The sequence below is a fragment of the Streptomyces sp. NPDC021225 genome, assembly GCF_044332865.1.
GTDB lineage: Bacteria > Actinomycetota > Actinomycetes > Streptomycetales > Streptomycetaceae > Streptomyces.
The window spans coordinates 180859-199003 of record NZ_JBIRPV010000016.1; the positions used below are offsets into that span (position 1 = coordinate 180859).

Annotated in this window: 13 protein-coding genes; 11 read left to right on the top strand and 2 right to left on the bottom strand. The window is 75.7% G+C overall.

The window, feature by feature from the left end; genetic code table 11:
- Nucleotides 1-103 precede the first annotated feature (103 nt).
- From ACH4S9_RS41960 to ACH4S9_RS41970, 3 genes are all read left to right on the top strand, one after another.
- Nucleotides 104-1609 (top strand): PepSY-associated TM helix domain-containing protein, encoded by a 1506-nt coding sequence (locus tag ACH4S9_RS41960; RefSeq protein WP_398376935.1) that lies wholly within the window; start codon nt 104-106, stop codon nt 1607-1609.
- A gap of 106 nt (nt 1610-1715) precedes the next feature.
- Nucleotides 1716-2186 carry a VOC family protein gene (locus ACH4S9_RS41965; RefSeq protein ID WP_361184772.1) on the top strand — a complete coding sequence of 157 codons (471 nt, stop codon included), beginning with the start codon at nt 1716-1718 and terminating at the stop codon, nt 2184-2186.
- Nucleotides 2187-2463: 277 nt separating this feature from the next.
- Nucleotides 2464-3159 (top strand): prephenate dehydrogenase, encoded by a 696-nt coding sequence (locus ACH4S9_RS41970; RefSeq protein ID WP_311728126.1) that lies wholly within the window; start codon nt 2464-2466, stop codon nt 3157-3159.
- A gap of 260 nt (nt 3160-3419) precedes the next feature.
- Here the strand turns inward: ACH4S9_RS41970 and ACH4S9_RS41975 are convergent, their stop codons facing one another.
- Nucleotides 3420-4544 carry a galactosyldiacylglycerol synthase gene (locus ACH4S9_RS41975; RefSeq protein WP_398376937.1) on the bottom strand — a complete coding sequence of 375 codons (1125 nt, stop codon included), beginning with the start codon at nt 4542-4544 and terminating at the stop codon, nt 3420-3422.
- Between the two features lie 207 nt (nt 4545-4751).
- Between ACH4S9_RS41975 and ACH4S9_RS41980 the strand changes: the two genes are divergently transcribed.
- The 3 genes from ACH4S9_RS41980 to ACH4S9_RS41990 all read left to right on the top strand — a co-directional run bounded on the left by ACH4S9_RS41980 (nt 4752) and on the right by ACH4S9_RS41990 (nt 7463).
- Complete coding sequence (locus ACH4S9_RS41980; RefSeq protein WP_398376938.1) at nt 4752-5564, top strand: SDR family NAD(P)-dependent oxidoreductase; 813 nt, start codon at nt 4752-4754, stop codon at nt 5562-5564.
- 4 nt (nt 5565-5568) lie between these two features.
- Nucleotides 5569-6537, top strand: a complete 969-nt coding sequence (locus ACH4S9_RS41985) for a DMT family transporter (RefSeq protein ID WP_398376939.1) — start codon at nt 5569-5571, stop codon at nt 6535-6537.
- A 161-nt stretch (nt 6538-6698) separates the two neighbouring features.
- Entirely contained in the window at nt 6699-7463 is a 765-nt protein-coding gene (locus ACH4S9_RS41990) for a polysaccharide deacetylase family protein (protein WP_385349838.1), read from the top strand.
- Nucleotides 7464-7498: 35 nt separating this feature from the next.
- On the opposite strand, the gene ACH4S9_RS41995 is transcribed toward ACH4S9_RS41990, so the two are convergent.
- Nucleotides 7499-8359, bottom strand: a complete 861-nt coding sequence (locus ACH4S9_RS41995) for an SMI1/KNR4 family protein (protein ID WP_311728122.1) — start codon at nt 8357-8359, stop codon at nt 7499-7501.
- Nucleotides 8360-8410: 51 nt separating this feature from the next.
- Here ACH4S9_RS41995 and ACH4S9_RS42000 point away from each other — a divergent pair, with 51 nt between their 5' ends.
- From ACH4S9_RS42000 to ACH4S9_RS42020, 5 genes are all read left to right on the top strand, one after another.
- Nucleotides 8411-10531 (top strand): PQQ-binding-like beta-propeller repeat protein, encoded by a 2121-nt coding sequence (locus ACH4S9_RS42000; RefSeq protein ID WP_398376954.1) that lies wholly within the window; start codon nt 8411-8413, stop codon nt 10529-10531.
- A gap of 106 nt (nt 10532-10637) precedes the next feature.
- Nucleotides 10638-13016: a PQQ-binding-like beta-propeller repeat protein gene (locus tag ACH4S9_RS42005; protein WP_398376940.1), complete on the top strand. Its 2379-nt coding sequence runs from the start codon at nt 10638-10640 to the stop codon at nt 13014-13016.
- A gap of 4 nt (nt 13017-13020) precedes the next feature.
- Nucleotides 13021-15354 carry a serine/threonine-protein kinase gene (locus tag ACH4S9_RS42010; RefSeq protein WP_398376941.1) on the top strand — a complete coding sequence of 778 codons (2334 nt, stop codon included), beginning with the start codon at nt 13021-13023 and terminating at the stop codon, nt 15352-15354.
- 200 nt (nt 15355-15554) lie between these two features.
- On the top strand, nt 15555-17015 hold the full coding sequence (locus ACH4S9_RS42015; RefSeq protein WP_311728119.1) for a DHA2 family efflux MFS transporter permease subunit: 1461 nt from the start codon (nt 15555-15557) through the stop codon (nt 17013-17015).
- A 129-nt stretch (nt 17016-17144) separates the two neighbouring features.
- A complete protein-coding gene (locus ACH4S9_RS42020) occupies nt 17145-18089 on the top strand; it encodes a TIGR03564 family F420-dependent LLM class oxidoreductase (protein ID WP_398376942.1) in 945 nt (314 codons plus the stop codon).
- Nucleotides 18090-18145: the final 56 nt, after the last annotated feature.

The window sequence follows — 18145 nt, forward strand, 5'->3', positions numbered from 1 at the left end:
ATGGATCATGCATTCGGCCCGGAACTCGACGCCCCCCGGATCCGACGACTGATGCGATGCGGCCACCGCCGCACCGTGTCCGCCACCGAACCGGGAGCCGTCCATGCCCGACCGACCGAGCGCCGCCACCACGGAGGACGGCCCCGAGAATCCGCCCACGGCCGCGGGGCCGCCCCCCGCGGCCGCCCCGCCCGACCCGGGGCGGCCCGGGCGGGCCTGGTGGTCCGCGCTGCGCCCGCTGGTGCTGCGACTCCACTTCTACGCGGGCGTGCTCGTCGCGCCGTTCCTGCTGGTCGCGGCGGCGACCGGACTGCTGTACGCAGCCTCCTTCCAGGTCGAGAAGATCGTGTACGACCATGAGCTGAGCGTCCCCGTCGGCGAGCGCGAACTCCCCGTCTCCCAGCAGATCGACGCCGCCCGCACGGCCCACCCCGAGGGCACCGTCAGCGCGGTGCGGCCCTCGCCCGAGGCGGGCGCCACGACCCGGGTGCTGCTCTCCGGGGTCAAGGGGGTCGACCCGGACCACACGCTCGCCGTCTTCGTCGACCCCTACACCGGGAAGGTCCGCGGCGCACTGGAGCAGTACGGCTCCAGCGGCGCGCTGCCGCTGCGCACCTGGATCGACGAGCTCCACCGGGATCTGCACCTCGGCCAGACCGGCCGTCTCTACAGCGAGTTCGCCGCCAGCTGGCTGTGGGTGATCACCGGCGGCGGGCTGGTGCTCTGGCTGGCCCGCCGACGAGCCAAGCGCAGGCTGCGCGCGATCGCCCTGCCCGACCGCACCGCCACCGGCCGCAGGCGGACCATGTCCTTCCACGGCGCGGTGGGCGTCTGGGCGGCGGTCGGCCTGTTCTTCCTGTCGGCCACCGGCCTGACCTGGTCCACCTACGCGGGCGCGAACATCGAGGACCTGCGCACCGCCCTCCGCCAGACCACCCCCTCCGTCTCGGCCGCGCTCGACGGCGCCGAGCGGGCCGACGGCGAGCACTCCGGCCACGGCGCCATGCCGGGCATGGACATGGACGGCTCTCAGGACGGCGCCGAAGACCCGTCGTCCGCCCGGGACGTAGGGCTGGACGCGGTGCTGAAGGCGGCCCGGGCCGAGGGGCTGGGCAACCCGGTGGAGATCGTGCCGCCCGCCGACGCGAAGACCGCCTATGTGGTCCAGCAGATCCAGCGCAGCTGGCCGGAGAAACAGGACTCCGTCGCCATCGACCCCGCCACCGGCGAGGTCACCGACGTGGTGCGGTTCGCGGACTACCCGCTGCTGGCCAAGCTCTCCCGCTGGGGCATCGACGCGCACACCGGCAGCCTCTTCGGTCTGGTCAACCAGATCGCGCTGGCCGCCCTCGCGCTCGCGCTGATCTTCCTGATCCTGTGGGGCTACCGCATGTGGTGGCAGCGCGGCAGCGCCTCCGCGTTCGGCCGCCCCGTCCCGCGGGGCGGCTGGCAGCAGGTGCCGCCGTACGTCCTGGTGCCACTGGCCGCCGCCGTCGCCGTGCTCGGCTACTTCGTCCCGCTGCTCGGTCTGCCACTCGCCGCCTTCTGGGCCCTCGACGTGGTCCTCGGTGAGATCGCCTACCGGCGTGGCCTGCGGACCTACCGGTGATTCCCATCGATTCCCCATCTGTTGAGCCCTGACCGATGAGTTCTCGCGGCCCGGCCGGTCCTACTCCTCACAGGCACCGGAGCCGAGCCGGCAAGGAGAGCACATCATGCAGAAGATCACCACGTTCCTGTGGTTCGACAACCAGGCCGAGGAGGCGGCCAACCACTACACGTCCATCTTCGACGACTCCCGGATCGTGGACATCCAGCGCTACGGCGAGGCGGGGCCGGGTGAGGCGGGCACGGTCATGACCGTCACCTTCGAACTCGCCGGGCAGAGGTTCATCGCGCTCAACGGCGGTCCCCACTTCACCTTCACCGAGGCCATCTCGCTCTCCGTGGACTGCGCGACGCAGGAAGAGGTGGACGAGCTGTGGGCGCGGCTCGGCGAGGGCGGGGAGGACGGGCCCTGCGGCTGGCTCAAGGACAAGTACGGGCTGTCGTGGCAGATCGTGCCCAGGAAGCTGACCGAGCTGATGAGCGACCCCGACCCGGTCAAGTCCGCGCAGGTCACCAAGGCGATGCTCGGCATGAAGAAGATCGACATCCAGGGTCTGGTGGACGCGTACGAGCGGTGATTCCGCCACCCGGAAGTGGCCGCCGTCGAGCAGTCGACGGCGGCCACTTCTCTGCCGCCAACCGGTGTCTCCCGGGACCCGGTTGCACCCCCGCACCGGCCTTTCGCACCGCGGCTGACACCCAGTCGGACATTCACACGCGGGGAAACGCGTGTGTTCGAAGTGGTCGCGCAAGTGGATTCGATGGTGTTGTGTGGCGGTGTGGAGGGCACCGTACACATCTGAACACCAGGCATAATCGCAGCTGCGATGGGCGCAGAAAGGGTACGAAGTGGTGGTGAACGCATTGAGTGCGGACAACAGTGTGGGATCGACGATCGAGGCGCTGGAGTCAGAGCTCCCGCGACTTGAGGAACAGCAGGAGGCTCTCAAGAAGGATTTGGAGGCTGTCACCAAGCGACTGGAGGCGGTGAGCGGGGCTCTGAACAGCCTTCAAGCGCTCTCCAGCGTGCCGGCGCCCGCCGCGGCGCCGGAGGAGGCGGTGGCCGCTGAGCCGGTGGCCGAGGCCACCGAGGACACGGTGGCCGCGGCCGCCGAGCCCGCCCCCGAGGCGGCGCCGGAGCCCGACCCCGAGCCGGCTCCCGCCGCCCGGGCCACCGCCACCGCCACGCGCAAGGCCGCCATCGGCCGTCAGCGCAGCAAGGGCAAGGCCAAGGCCCCCGCCACCGCCCGGACTTCGAAGACCGCGGCGAAGAAGGCCACGACCGCCAAGAAGACGGCCAAGAAGGCCGCCGCGGTTCCCAAGGCCGAGGCTCCCAAGGCCGAGGCTACGACGGAGCGCTCCGGCGGGCTCTCGGAGAACGTGCTGGCCGCCCTGCGCAAGGCGGGCCGTCCGCTGCGGGCCGCTGAGGTCAACGAGGCCCTGGGGCGCGACGAGACGCGGACGAACGTCAACTCCGTGCGCAACACTTTGGAGCGACTCCGCAAGGCGGACCGGGCCAAGACCGCCGGCCGCGGCCTGTACGAGGCCTGACCCCAGGCCGAGGAGGTCGGCGCCTGACGGGCGGACACCGCCCATCCACCGCCCGGCAGGCGCCTCCTCGATGTGTCCCTCTTCGAAGACAGGTCCTAGGGCCTGCCGTCAAAGGGGGCGTCCTGCTCCCGGCGCCTGGCACGGCGCCTCGCTGCGTTGTCGCATCGCCCAAGTACGCCCAGTACGAGGGCGACGCTCCGCCTTGCGAGGCACCGCACCAGACGCCGCTCGCGGCCGGACGCCCCCTTTGACGACAGACCCTAGTGGCCCGCCCCGCGGGCCGTCTCGGACACCCGGCCCGCCTCGGCCACCTCGGCCAGAGCGGCCGCCGCGTCGCCGGTGAACAGTCGGCGGCCCGCGGCGATGCGGCGCTCGCGCGCCTCGCCCGGCGCGGTGAGCGTGTCGAGCACACGTACGAGGTCCCATGCGTCCCGTGCGTGTTCGCTCACGCTCAGGGCCGCCATGTGTCGGACACCCTCCCGGCCGTGCCCCGGAATGGGGCGGTAGCCGACCACGGGCACCCCGGCGGCCAGCGCCTCCAGCGCGGTCTGCCCGGCGGCGTTGTCCACCACGGCCCGCGAGGCGGCCAGCACGCCGGCCAGGTCCGGCTCCCAGCCGACCGCCCACACCTCGGGCGACCGCGACAGCTCGCGGCGCAGCCGCTCGTTGCGGCCGCAGAGCGCCACCGGCAGATAGCCCGCCGAGGCCAACAGCCGCGCCGTGGCCGCCAGCCGGGTGCCGGCCCCCCAGGCCCCCGCGGCCAGCGTCACCGGCGGCTTCCCGGGCGCATGGGCCGCGAACCGCGCCCGCCAGCCGTCCGCCCCCGGGGCGGGGGCGGAGAAGCGCCCGGCCACCACCGGACCGGTGGCCACCGCGGGCCGTTGCACGGCCCGCCGCACGGTGTCGGCCCCCTCGGCCGTGAGGCACAGATACAGATCGTTGCCCGGGTGCAGCCATTGGCGGTGCACCGCGAAGTCGGTGACGACCACGGCGCTCGGCACCGTCAGCGCCCCGTCCGCGCGCAGCCCGCCGGTGAGCTGTGCGGCGAGGTGGAAGACCGGGACGACCACATCCGGCCGCCAGCGCTCCACCAGGGCCAGCAGCCGGTGTTCGGCGAGCGCCGCCAGCGGGGCACTGCCCGGGCGCGGGCCGGGGCCGGGGCGGAAGAACGCGGCGTAGATCCCCGTGTAGAGGACGGGGAGGCGGCGGATCACCGTCCGGTAGCCGGAACGCAGCAACGGGCCGATCCCGGCCGGGAGCAGGGCGAGGACATCGGTCCGGTCCACCCGGTGTCCCCGGGCCGTAAGGCGCCGCGCGAGCTCCCCGGCCACCGCGTCGTGACCGGAGCCCATGCTGGCGCTCACCACGAGGAAACGCCTGCTCACCGGAGCTCCCCGGGAGGTCGTCCGGCGTACTGTTCATCGGGCGGCGGGTGCATGGTCACCTCCGCTGGGGCGTCCGGCAGAGCCGGGCGCGTGCGGCGCGTGTGGTGCGTGGTGAAGCCGATCGTGGCTAACTGGAAGTAACCGCTCCGAGAGTCGTCAAACCGTATGGCGGCCGCCTGCCCCGGCCGGCCGTCACAGGGAGTCGCCATGACCCGCCCCCTCCCGGACACAGAAACCCACCGTGGCCCGGCCCGGGGCGCGGAGCGCCCGGCCGCCGGGCCGGGCGTGGCGCTGGTGACCGGCGCCTCCTCGGGCATCGGCGCCGCCGTCGCGGACCGGTTCGCCGCGGAGGGCGGCTGGCGGCTGCTGGTCAGCGGCCGCCACCAGGAGCGGCTGGACCGCGTGGCGGCCCGGACCTCCGCCACCGCCCTCCCCGCCGACCTGGCCACCGCGGAGGGCAGCGGCCACCTGGTCCGGGCGGCCTTCCGCGCCGCCGGGCGGGTCGACCTGCTGGTGGCCGGGGCGGGAGTCGGCTGGGCGGGCCCCTTCGGCTCGATGCCGCCCGCGGCCATCGACCGGGTGATCTCCGTCGACCTGCTGGCCGCCGTACGCCTGGTGCGTCTGGTGCTGCCGCGCATGCTGGCCGAGCGGCGCGGACACATCGTGCTCATCGGATCGGTCGCGGGCGTCGGGGTGCGGGGCGAGGCGGTGTACTCCGCCGCCAAGGCGGCGCTCGGCACCTTCGCCGACGCCCTGCGGTACGAGCTCCGCGGGTCCGGCGTACGGGTCACCCATGTCGTCCCGGGCGTGGTGGACACCCCGTTCTTCGCCCGCCGCGGCACCCCCTACACCCGCCGCCGCCCCCGCCCGCTGCCCCCCGCCCAGGTCGCCGACGCGGTCTGGGACGCCGTCGCGCGGGGCCGTGACGAGGTGTACGTGCCCCGCTGGCTGCGCCTGCCCGTGCTGGTCCGCAGCGCGGCCCCGGCGCTCTACCGCCGGCTGGCGGCCCGTTTCGGGTGACGCGGTGCACGACGCGCTGACGGTCCTGCTGGCGCTGTTGTCCGCCCTCGGCAACGGCGCGGCGTCGGTGTTGCAGCGGCGCGCCGCCATGGAGCAGGAAGCCGCCATGGAGCACGAACACGAGCGGCGGGCGGGGCACGGGCCCGGGGGGTCGCTGCTCCGGCTGGCCCGGCTGCTGCGGCGCCCGTTCTGGCTGGCCGGCGCGGCGGCGATGGTGGTGTCGGCGGTGGCCCAGGTGGGCGCGCTCGCCGTCGGGCGGCTCTCCGTCGTCCAGCCGCTGCTGGTGACCGAACTGCTGTTCACCCTGATGGTCGGCAGCCTGGTCTTCCGCCACCGCCCGGACGGCCGCACCTGGCTGGCGTTCGTGACGCTGGCCGCCGGGCTGGCGGTCTTTCTCGTCGCTGCCGACCCCTCGCACGGCCACAGCACCGCCGAGAACGGCCGCTGGCTCCCGGTGGGGGTGCTGACGGTGCTCGCCGTCGGCGCCCTGACCGCGGTGGCCCGGGCGCTGCGCGGCCCGGCCCGCGCCGCCGTCCTCGGGTGCGCCACCGCCGTGTGCTTCGCCTGCACCGCGGCGCTGATCAAGGAGTTCACCGGCCGGTTCGCCGGCGGAGTGGCCGCCGTGTTTACCAGCTGGCCGCTCTACGCGGTGTGCGGCGTCGGGCTGCTGAGCTTTCTGCTGCTCCAGAGCACCCTGCGGGCCGGCACCCTGGCGGCGTCACAGCCCGCGCTCACCCTCGGCGACGCGCTGGTGAGCATCGCCCTGGGCTGGGTGCTGTTCGGCGAGCGCGTCGCCCTGGGGCCGCGGATCGTGCCCGAGGCGGCCGGTGTCGTTCTCATGGCGGTCGGCATCGTCGGCCTCTCCCGCTCGCCCACCGTCGCCGACGGCTGGGACACGGCCACCCGCGCCACGGCGCGCCCGGCCCGCCCGCCTCGCGCGGCGCGGCGCACCGGAAGCGGGGACGCTTCATGACCGGGGCGGCGGCCCGGCGCGGCCGGGGGCCACGGCGCCTCGTGACGGGCGGCGGTGGCGCTTCCCGGCCGGGGGCGACGGCCCCGCGTGACCGGGAGCTGTGGCGTGCCCGGAAGCGGCGGTCCTGCGTCACCGTGGGGGGCAGCGCAGGTGAGCCGCCCATGAGCGACGGAACGGCCGGACACGGCAGCCGCCACGGGACCGCGCGTCGCCGGGCCGAGACCCTGGCCGTGGCCGGGGGGACCCTGGTGGCGGTCGCGCACGCGGCCCCCGCCGCCGTCCGGCTGCCGGGCGTGCGGCGCGCCTTCCCGGCCCTGGCGGGCCGCGGCCGCTCCGACCACATCGCCCTCACGTTCGACGACGGCCCCGACCCCCGGTCCACCCCGTACTTCCTCGACGCCCTCGACGAGCTCGCCGTACGGGCCACCTTCTTCGTCCTCGGCGACAGCGTGCTGCGCCACCCCGAAACCGCGCGGGACATCGCCCTCCGGGGCCACGAGCTGGCCGTCCACGGCTGGACACACAGCCGCCCATGGCTGCCCGCGGTCACCCGCGATCTGCGCGAGGTCGCACACGCCGCCCGCGCCGTGCGGCTGACCACGGGCGCGGTGCCGCGCTGGTACCGGCCGCCGTACGGGATCCTGACCGGCGGCCGCCGGCTGGCCGCCGCACGGGCCGGGCTCCGCCCCGTGCTGTGGACGGCCTGGGGCCGCGACTGGACCGCCCAGGCCACTCCGGCCTCGGTGCTCGCCACCGTGCGCCGCGATCTGCGCGGCGGCGACACGGTACTGCTGCACGACTCCGACCGAACGGCCGCGCCCGGCTGCTGGCGGGCCGCCCTCGGCGCGCTGCCCGCCTTCGTCCGCGCCTGCCGGGACGAGGGCTGGGCGGTGGGTCCGCTGGCCGAACACGGGATCGACGGCTGAGCGGGCCCCGGCCACCGCACACGACGTGGCAAGGCTCAGGGCAAGGGCTCCCACACGGCCGTGCCGTGGACCGTCGACAGCCCGAGCACCGCGCACCCCATCGACCCGGCCGCGCCCAGCACCGCCAGCCGCGCCCGCTCGCTGTCCTCGGGAGGGAAGGCCACCCGGATCTGATGGCCGTACGCCGTCTCGTACGTCAGCTCCCAGCCGCCGTCCACGGTGGCGAAGTGGTCCTGCCGTCTGCCCTCGTACTCGGACACCATGCCGCCCCGGTCGGCGGTGGGTGCCAGCGCCTCGCGCAGGATCCGCAGCCGCTCCGGATAGGGCCGCTCGCCCTCCGCCAGCCGGACGTAGACATGGGCCAGCTCGCGTGCCGGGTCGAACCACGGAGCCAGGCCGGGCTGGTTGTCGGGCAGGGCTTCCGAGACGATCCGCCCGGTGAGCCACCCCTCCAGGAAGTCGACGGCGCCCGGCCCGTACTCCTCGTAATCGTCGTCGCGCGACCACACCACGACCGGCCACTCGTCCGGCGGCCCCACCGTCCGCCAGCACAGATGGTGTCCGCTGCCGGTCACAGCCCACGCGATCAGCCCGCCCGGCTCCGGGAACAGCGGGTAGGGGTAGTGCTCCGGAAACATCTCCCGCGAATCGGCGTAGTCCTCCAGCAGATCCGCCTCCAGCCGGACCGGATTGTCGTCGCCGAACGGTGTGCGCACCGCGATGTGGTCGCGGAACTCGCCCCGCCCGTACGTCTCCACCAGCGCCTTGAAGTCCGCGGGCAGCCGCACCCCCAGCGCGGCCTCCGCCGCCTCCCAGTCGCCGTGGCCGTCCACCGGTTCGGGCGGGGGCGGCACACGGCGGACGAGCTCGGACAGCGGGGCGCGGGGAGAGATCACGGGCACAGCGTAGACGGCGGCCGCGGCCGTCTACGATCGCCGTTCGTGGCCATGACCGAGAACCCGACCGTCGCCCCGCTCGCCGGTGACGACCCGACCCGGCTCGGGCCCTACCGGCTGCTCGGGGTGGTCGGCGCGGGCGGCATGGGGAAGGTCTACCTGGGGGTGGACACGGCGGGCCGGACCGCCGCCGTGAAGGCGCTGCGGACCATAGACGGCATAGACGGCACGGACGGCGAGGACCCCGGGTTGCCGGCCCGCTTCCGGCGGGAGGCCGAAATGGCGCGGTCGGTGCGCGGGCCCGGCCTCGCGGCCGTCCTCGGCCACGGGCTGTCGGGCGAACGGCCCTGGCTCGCCTCGGAGTTCCTCCCGGGCCTGACCCTCACCCGCGCCGTGGACCGTTTCGGGCCGCTCGCGGAGGCGGACATACGGGCGCTGGGGGCGGCGCTGGCCGGAACGCTGGCGCGGATCCACACGGCCGGGCTGGTGCACCGGGACCTCAAGCCGTCGAACGTGGTGCTCACCCGCGGCGGCCCGTACGTCATCGACTTCGGCATCGCCCGGCCCGAGCACGGAATGACCCTCACCGGCGCCGGGTCGGCCCCCGCCACCCCCGGCTTCGCCGCCCCCGAGCAGGTGCTCGGCCGGCGCACCGGGCCACCCGGCGATGTTTTCGCGCTGGGCGCCGTGCTCGCGTTCGCCGCCGGAGGGCGCCTGCCCTTCGGCGACGGCCACCCGGCGGCCGTCCAGTTCCGCACCGTCCATGAGGAGCCGGACCTGGAGGGCGTACCCGCGGCCCTGCTGGGGGTGGTGACCGACTGTCTGGCCAAGGAGCCCGCCGAGCGCCCCGAACCGCGCGAGGTGGCGCGGCGGCTGCGCACCGAACGGGGCGCGGTACGGGGCACGGCGCAGGGCACGATACGGCGCCTGGCCCCGCGCCGCCCCGCCTGGCGCACCGGCCCGCTCGCCGCCGAACTCGCCCGCCGCGCGGCGGACGTCGACCGTACGGTCCGCTCCGCCGCCCCCGAAACGGCCCCGTCCCGGCGCCGGGTGACGGTCGCGGGCGCCGCCACGGCCGCCGTCGCCGTCTGCGCCGCGGGCGGCGGGGCGGGGTGGTGGCTGCTGCGGGGCGACGGCCGACGCCCCGGCGTCCCGGCCGCCACCCCGCTGGCGCGGTACACCCCCGGCACCGCGCCCGCCCCGCTCTGGACCCGCGACGGCCTCGCCACCGACGGCGTGGGCCCGCTCACGGCCGACCGGGTCGTGGTCGCCGGAACCCCCAAGGGCCTTGCCGCCTGGGCCGCGGACACCGGGGAACCCGCGTGGACCTGGACCGATCGGGGCGCTCCGCTGACCGGCGCGGGCCTGCTCGCCGCCGCCGGCGTCGTCCTCGCGGTCACCGCGGGCGGCCGGCTGACCGCCCTGGACGCCCGCGACGGGCGCGAACGCTGGTCCCGGGCGGACGGCGCGGCGCGGCTCCTCGCCACCGACGCCGACACCGCGTACGTACTCGACGGCGAACGGCGGCTGCGCGCACAGCCGCTGACCGGCGCCCGGGCCCGCTGGACGACACCGGCGGCGACCGGCACGGCGAAGGGAGCCGCGGCCGCGGCGGCGGGGCGACGCCTCGTCGTCGCGGGGTCCGACGGGACGGTCACCGCGTACCGCACCGACGACGGCACGGCCGCCTGGCACCAGGACACCGGCGCGGGGGTGGCTCTCACGCCCGCCGTCGCGAACGGCACCGTCTACCTGGGCGGCGCCTCGCTGCGGGCCCTCGCCCTCGCGGACGGCGCACGGCGCTGGACCACCCCCGCCCCCGGCACCGGCAGTTGGGGCTCGCCCGCCCCGGCCGACGGCTCCCTCTACGTCGTCTGGCAGGACCAGCTGATCGCGGTCGACGCCCGTACCGGCGAACAGAGCTGGTCCGTCCTCCCCGGCACCCACGCCCTCCCCACGACCGCCCCCGTGGTCCAGGGCCGGTCCCTCTACCATCCGCTCGGCCAGGATCTCTCCGGCCCGGACGACGGCGTCGTGACCGTCGACCTGCGGCAGGCCGCGGCGGCGTGGTCGCTCGGCGGCGGAGGCGACGAGCCCTGGCGCCTGACCGGCGCGGCCAACCGGGTCTTCCTCGCCCACGCCGGCACCCTGCGCGCCATGCCCGTCCTGTGATCGCGCTCGCCGGCGCTCACCCGCGCCCGCCATGCTTCGACACCCCTAGGCTGCGGTACGTACACATAGCGGGGGCGCGGCACCGTGCCGGGAGGGCTGCCGACATATGCACACCTTGCACAACGCGGATCCGCGTCGACTCGGGCCGTTTCTGATGCTGGCCCGGCTGGGGGAGACGGACAGCGGCGTGCGGCTGTTGGGGCGGCGCGTCGGCGGCGGGCCGGCCGTCGAGGTCACGCTGGTGCGCGCCGCGCTCGCCGACGACCAGCGGCTCCGCGCCCGGCTGCGCCGCGATGTGGCGGCGTCACGGGCCGCCGCCGGGCGCTGGGTGCGCCCCGTTGAGGACGCCGAACTGGACGCGGCTGTCCCGTGGGTGGCCCATGCGTACGTGCCCGCCGTGCCGCTCGCCGAGGCCGTCCGGGCCGCGCCCCAGGGGCTCGCGGAGCCCGGGGTACGGGCGCTGGGCGCGGCGCTCGCCGAGGCGCTGGAGCGGGTCCACTCGGCCGGGATGGTGCATGGTGGCATCTCGGCCGACGCCGTCCTGGTGGCCGGGGACGGCCCCCGCCTGACGGGTTTTCACCACGCGCGCCTCCCTCGACAGGGAGCCCACGGCGGGCGAGCGGGCGGGGGAGCGGACGGAGAGGGAGCCGGCGGCGGCCGAGGGGACGCGTACGACAGCGACACCGGCCGGTTCGCCGGGCCCGCCCCCTTCCTGTCACCGGAACAGGCGCGCGGCCGGGCTCCCGTCCCCGCCTCCGACGTGTTCTCCCTGGCCGCGGTCCTCGCCCACGCCGCCTCCGGCCGCCCCCCGTTCGGCGACGACGCCCCGCCGCAGGTGCTGTACCGGATCGCCGCCGAACCGCCGGACCTCGGCCCGCTGTCCGCCCCGCTCGCCGAGATCCTGACGGGCTGCCTGGACAAGGACCCTGCGGGCCGCCCTGACGCCGCCGCGCTGCGCGCCGCTCTCGGCGGCCCCGACCCGGCCGCGCCACCGCCGCCACCGCGGCTGCCGAGCGCGGTGGTGGCCCGGCTGGCCCGCGAGGCCGCGCAGGTGCTGGTGCTGGAGGAGCCGGTGGCCGCCGACCAGCCCGCCGCGGTCCCGCCCGGCGCCCGCGGCGAACCGGCCGCCGACGGCGAAGTGTTCCCGGGCGACGAGATGTTCACGGCACCCACGCAGGGCGAGGGGCAGGGCCGTGCGCATCCCGTCGCGGACCCGCCGTCCGCCCGTACCACGGCGGCGTCCCGCCGCGCCCTGCTCACCACCGCCGCCGCGGGGGCCGCCGGACTGCTGGCCGGGGGCGGGGCGGTGGCCGGATGGGTGGCGGGCCGCGGCGGACTGTCGGCCCTCACCGCCCCCGGACCGGCCCGGCGCCCCTCAGCCCGCCCCGAGCCGCGCCCGCCGGCCGGCACCGCCCCGCTGGCCCGGTGGCGCTTCGACCTGACGGACGCCACGTCCGTCCCGCCCCTGGTGTGGCGGAACAGGCTCGCCATCATCACCAACGCCCAGGAAGCCGTCGCCCTCGACCTGCGCACCGGCCGCCCGAGCTGGCGCCGCGACGACCTGGGCACCGACGCCACCCCCGAGCCCATCAGCCGCGAACTCGCCCTCGTCGCCGTCGGCGGCAGGCTCACCGCCTTCAACGCCCGCGATGGTCACCAGCGCTGGGTGGAGTCCACGTACTCGGGCTCCGGACTCACCTTCCGGACCATGCTCTCCGTCGATGCCGACGGCCGGCGCGCCTACTTCACCGCCACCGGTGCCGGCGGCGACGACCCGCCCGCCCATGTGGTCGCGTACGACACCCGGACCCGCCGCGAGCGGTGGCGGACCCGGCTGCCCGCCGCCTACGGCCATGACATCGGGGCGTTCCCCACCCGCCGTTCCCTGATCGGTATGGGATACCGGGGTGGCGAGGTGGAGCTGATCTCGCTGCGGCTCTCCGACGGACACCAGGAGTGGCGCAGGCGCTTCGCCGGGGTCGGCACCGGGGACAAGGTCGGGATATCCCCCACCCGCGGCCTGCTCTACGCCGCACACGGGGCGACGCTGCGCGCGGTCGACATCGACTCGGGACGGCAGCGGTGGTCGCTGGACATCAACGGCTACGCGTCGACGAAGTCCCCGCTGGGTCACCCGGTGGTCCGTCAGGGGCCGGGCGGAAAGGGCGATGTGCTGTACGTGTCCGACGGCACCAAGCTGGTGTACGCGGTCGACCCGGACCGCGGCACCGAGCTGTGGCGGTCCGCGCTGCCCGACGACACCGTGTGGAAGGCGACCCCCACGCTCTCCGTCAGCGACTCCGGCCGTACGGTGCTGGCCGCCGCGGCGGCGGGGGTGTTCGCGCTCGACGCCCGGACGGGTGGTGTGCGGTGGCGCTTCCAGGAGAGCGGTGGCGAGCTCCTGGACGGCTACTACGTCTACCCGGCGGGATCGTCCGCCGTCATCGCTCACGGCGCCGCCGTGTTCATGCTTCCGGTGGAGTGAAGGGATGACCGTGACCGTGACGGCCGACCAGCCCGCCTCGCCCGTACGGCCGTTGCTCGGCCACGACCCGGAGGCGTTCGGCCGCTACCGGCTGCTCGCCCGCCTCGGCTCGGGCGGGATGGGCACCGTCTTCCTGGCCCGCTCCGACGGCGGCCGGACCGTGGCCCTCAAGGCGGTGCACCGGGCGCTGGCCGACGAGAAGGAGTTCCGGGAGCGGTTCCGGCAGGAGCTCCAGGCCGCCCGCTCCCTGGGCGGAGCCGACTTCTTCCCGGCCGTCGTGGACGCCGACACCACCGGGCCGCGGCCATGGCTGGCCTCCGAATATCTGCTCGGTCCGTCGCTGGCGCAGGCGGTCGAGGCCCATGGCCCCTGGCCGTACGCCGCGTTGCGCGCCCTGGGGGCGGCGCTCGCCCAGGGCCTTGCCGCGGTGCACCGCCAGGGCCTGGTGCACCGCGATCTGAAGCCCTCCAATGTGCTGATCACCGCCGAGGGGCCCAAGCTGATCGACTTCGGGCTCGCCCGGGCCGTGGGCGCCGAGCGGCTGACCCGCACCGGCCGCCAGGTGGGCACCCCCGCCTACTTCTCGCCCGAACAGGCGCGCCCCGTCGGCGGGCAGAGCGTCGGACCGCCCGCCGACGTGTTCGCGCTGGGCGGCCTGCTGGTGTACGCCGCCACCGGGCGGGCGCCGTTCGGCGAGGGCGAGGCCAACGACGTGCTGTACCGCGTGGCGTATCAGGAGCCGGACCTCGCCGGGGTGCCGGAGGAGCTGTGGCCGCTGGTCGTCGGCGCCCTGGCCAAGGACCCCGCCGACCGGCCCGCCGCCGAACGGATCGCGCGCGCCCTGGCGGGCACGGGCGACGACGGCGGACACGACGGCCGATCCGAGGGGCGACGGGAGCGGGACGGGGAACACGCGGGCGAACGGGAGCGCGAGCGGCAGCGGTTCGCCGGGCTGCTCCCGGCGGGCGTGCTTCAGGACATCGCGCTGCGCACCGCGACCGTCTGGGACACGGCGGTGCGGCGGGACGAGCGGCCACAGGCCACGCCGCCCCCCGCCGTCCCGGAGGCGCCGCCTTCCCCGGACGGCCCGCGCCCGGCCCGCCGCCGGCTGCTGCTCGGCGGGGTCGGGGCCCTGGCCGCCGCCGGGGTGGCGGGCGGCGTGTGGTGGGCGGCGGCCGGCTCCGGCGGCGACGGCCCGCCCGGCGGCCCCCGGCCCGGCCCCGGCGGCGGGGGCGCGGGCACCGCGCCACAGCCGCTGTGGGAGTACCGGGGCCCGATCGGGGACCTGGGGCGGCCGCTGCTCCACCGCGGTGTCGTCGCCGTGCAGGCCGACCCGGGGGCGGGCATCCTCGGGGTGGACGCCCGCCGTGGCACCCTGCGCTGGACCGCGCCCGCGGTGGCCGGATACACCCCGACGGCCTGCGGCGGACTGCTCGTCATGAAAGCCGCCTACGCCGACGGGGACGACCGGCTGGCGATGGTCGACGCCGCCGACGGCAGAACCTGGTACTCGGATCCGCTGGGGGTGACCTTCCGCTTCATGGACCGCCCGGTCGCCGCGGCGGACGGCCGCACCGCGTATGTGGTCGGCCACTCGGGCCCGCACAGCGACGGCCTGCCGAACACCCGCCGCCGCTATCTGCTCGCGTACGACACGGTGGCCCGGAAGGTGCGCTGGCGCCGGGAGATCGCGCGCGGCGAGGCGGGGGAGCTCCCGGGCCGGGTGGCGGACGGCCGGCTGGTGCTCGTCGACGCCGGCTCGGTGGCCGCGTACGACACGGCGGACGGCCGTCGGCGGTGGCGCGTGGCGCTGCCCGGCGGCGAGCTGATCCCGGGTGACGGCGGCGGCATGGTGCCCCCGTGGACGGCGGCGGTGGCGCGGGGCACCGTGCTGGTCTGCGGCCTGGGGCTGAGCGCGATCGATCTGCGCACCGGCCGCGGGCGCTGGCGGATCGACCCCGGACAGCTGCCCTCCGGCACGGGCGACGGGCCGACGTTCGGCGCCCCGGCCGTGGCGGACGGCGTCGCCTATTTCACCGTCCTGGGCACGCATGTGTTCGCCGTCGACCTTGCGTCCCACCAGGTGCGGTGGAAGTGGAAGGCGGACACCGACCTGGCCCTGCCGCCCGCCGCCACCGGGGTGGCCGACGGGCTGGTCTTTCCGCCGTCCTCCGACACCCGCGCCGCCGCGGTCGCGGTGGACCTCCGTACCGGACGGACGCGGTGGACCCTGCGCGACTCGTCCGGTTCCGTGCTCGGCACCACGGAGCCGCTGGCGGGCCAGGGGCGGCTGTACGTCGTGCGCGGCAAGTCGATCCGGGCGCTGCCGCTGACCTGACGCGCCACGGGCCTGACGCGCCAGGGGCCTGACGCGCCGGGCGCCGGACCCCGGGCGGGACCGGCCCGGGGGTGCCGCGCGGGGCCGAACAACATGCCGGAGCCGGTCCTCGGTTGACTTAAACCTTGGTTGATATCGGAGTCTCGGGATGCGGGCGGGTGATCCACCCGACGCACCGGTCACGAAGACAAGGCTCCGTCATGTCACATACACAACACGCTCCCGGCGACGCCCCGCCCTCCTCACCCCGGCTCGGGGTGCTCGCCGCCGTGGTCACGCTCGGCTCCATCATGTCGGTGCTGGACACCACCGTGGTGAACGTCGCCATCAACCCGCTGGCCAAGCGGTTCGACGCGCCGCTCGCCACGGTCCAGTGGGTGGCCTCCGGGTACTCCCTGGCCCTGGCCGCGGTGATCCCGGTGACGGCCTGGGCGATCCGGCGGTTCGGCACCAAGCGCGTCTACATGACGGCCATCGCGCTGTTCACCCTCGGCTCCCTGCTGGCCGGGACGGCGTGGTCGATCGAGTCGCTGGTGGCCTTCCGGATGGTGCAGGGCCTGGGCGGCGGCATGATCGTGCCCACCGGGATGACTATCATGATGCGGGCCGCCACCCCGGAGACCATGGGCCGCATCATGAGCATCATGGGCATCCCCATCCTCATCGGCCCCGTCAGCGGGCCGGTTCTGGGCGGCTGGCTGGTGGACTCCTTCTCCTGGCGCTGGATGTTCACCATCAATGTGCCCGTCGGCGTGGTCGCCCTGCTCGTCGTCTCCCGCGCCCTGCCGCGCGCCGCCGGAGGCCCCGGCCAACGGCTGGATCTCCCCGCCCTGCTGATGCTGTCCCCGGGCCTGGCCGCGCTGATCTACGGCCTGTCCACCGGCGCCGAGCGCCGTGACTTCGGCGGCCCGGGCGTGGTGATCCCGGCGGTGGTGGGGGCCATGCTGGTGGTGGGCTTCGTCCTCCGGGCCCGGGTCTCCCCGCACCCGCTGATCGATCTGCGCCTGTACCGCGACCGGTCCTTCGCGGCCGGTGCGGCGACGCTGGGCCTGTTCGTCGTCGGCTACTTCGGCAGCATGCTGCTGCTGCCCATGTACTTCCAGGTGGTGCGGGGCGAGAGCGTCACGGCCTCCGGCCTGCTCGGCGCCCCCCTGGGGCTGGCGGCCGGTGTGACCATGCAGTTCTCCGGACGTCTCGCGGACCGGGTCCCGCCGCGGTGGCTGGTGGTCGGCGGGATCTCCACGGCGGCGCTCGGCATGACGCTGCTGACCGTACAGTTGTCGGACACCACCGCGTTCTGGCGGGTGGGCGCCTCGCTGCTGGTGCTGGGCACCGGCGTCGGCATGACGATGATGCCGACGATGGCCGCCGCCACCCGCGGGCTGTCGGGGGAGGACGCCCCCTCGGCCTCGACGGCCCTTCAGATCACCTCCCAGGTGGCGGCCGCGACCGGCGTGGCCCTGTTCTCCGTCACGCTCTCCATCAACGGTGGCGGCTCCACCACCCCCACCCACGCCGGGCCCTTCGCGGACACCTACCTGTGGGCGGTGGCCCTCATGCTCGCCGCCGTCCTCCCCGCGCTGTGCCTCCCGCGCCGCCGCCCGGCGGTGGCGCCGGCGGCGGACGCCCCCGCCGAGGAGCGCGCCCCGGAACACACCTGACGCCATGTCGGCCCGTCCGATGAATCGTGACCCGGTAACTTTCGTTACTGGGTTAAGATTCTTTCCCGGCTCCCGCCGCGTCGGCGGGCCGCCGTCCGCCACCCGCCGACCGTCGATTCGGAGCACGTCATGCGCATCGGTGTCGCCCTGCCCACCGACCACACCCGGCTGTCACGCGAGGCCAACTCCGTCGACACCCTGATCGGCCAGGTCAAGGAGCTGGCCGACGCCGGGTTGTCCGCCGCCTGGTTCACCCAGCGGTTCGACCACGACGCCATCACCGTGGCCGCCCTGGCGGCCCGCGAGGTTCCCGGCATCGATGTCGGCACCGCGGTCGTGCCGATCTACCCCCGGCACCCGATCGCCCTGTCCATGCAGGCACAGACCGCGCAGGCGGCCTCCCACGGGCGCTTCACGCTGGGCGTCGGACTGTCGATCAAGTCGTTCGTCGAGCAGGTCTACGGGCTCGCGCCCCACCCCCGGGTCCGCCATCTGCGCGAACACCTGGAGGCGCTGGGCTCCTTGCTGGAGACCGGCGTGGTGGACCTCGACGGGGAGACCCTGGTCGCCAGGACCTCGCTGCCGGGCAGCGTGCCGGGCGCTCGGCCACGGGTGCCGGTGCTGGTCGCGGCGGCGGGGGAGCAGACCCTGCGCGCCGCGGGTGAACTCGCCGACGGGGCGCTGCCCATCCTCTCCGGGCCGCGCACCCTGGCCGAGTACACCGTCCCCACCATCACCCGGTACGCCGAAGCCGCCGGCCGCCCGGCGCCCCGCGTCGCCGTGATCGTCTCCGGTGTCGTCACCGCCGATGTGGCCGGCGCCCGCGCCCGCGCCGAGCAGAACATGGCCCCCTACCGGAACCTCCCCGCCTACCGCGCCGCGCTGGACCGCGAGGGCATCGACAACCCCGCCGACCTGGTCGCGATCGGCGACGAGGAACTGCTCGCCGCCCAAGTGGCCGCGTACTTCGAGGCGGGCGCCACCGAACTCGTCTACACCCAGACCGCGATCGGCTCCCCCGAGGACGAGCGCCGCACCTGGCGGCTCCTCGGCGAACTGGCCCGGCGCGGCTGATCCCGCGCCGCGCGGAAATCGCTGGTCGCCCCGCGGGCCCCACCGGCATCATGTCC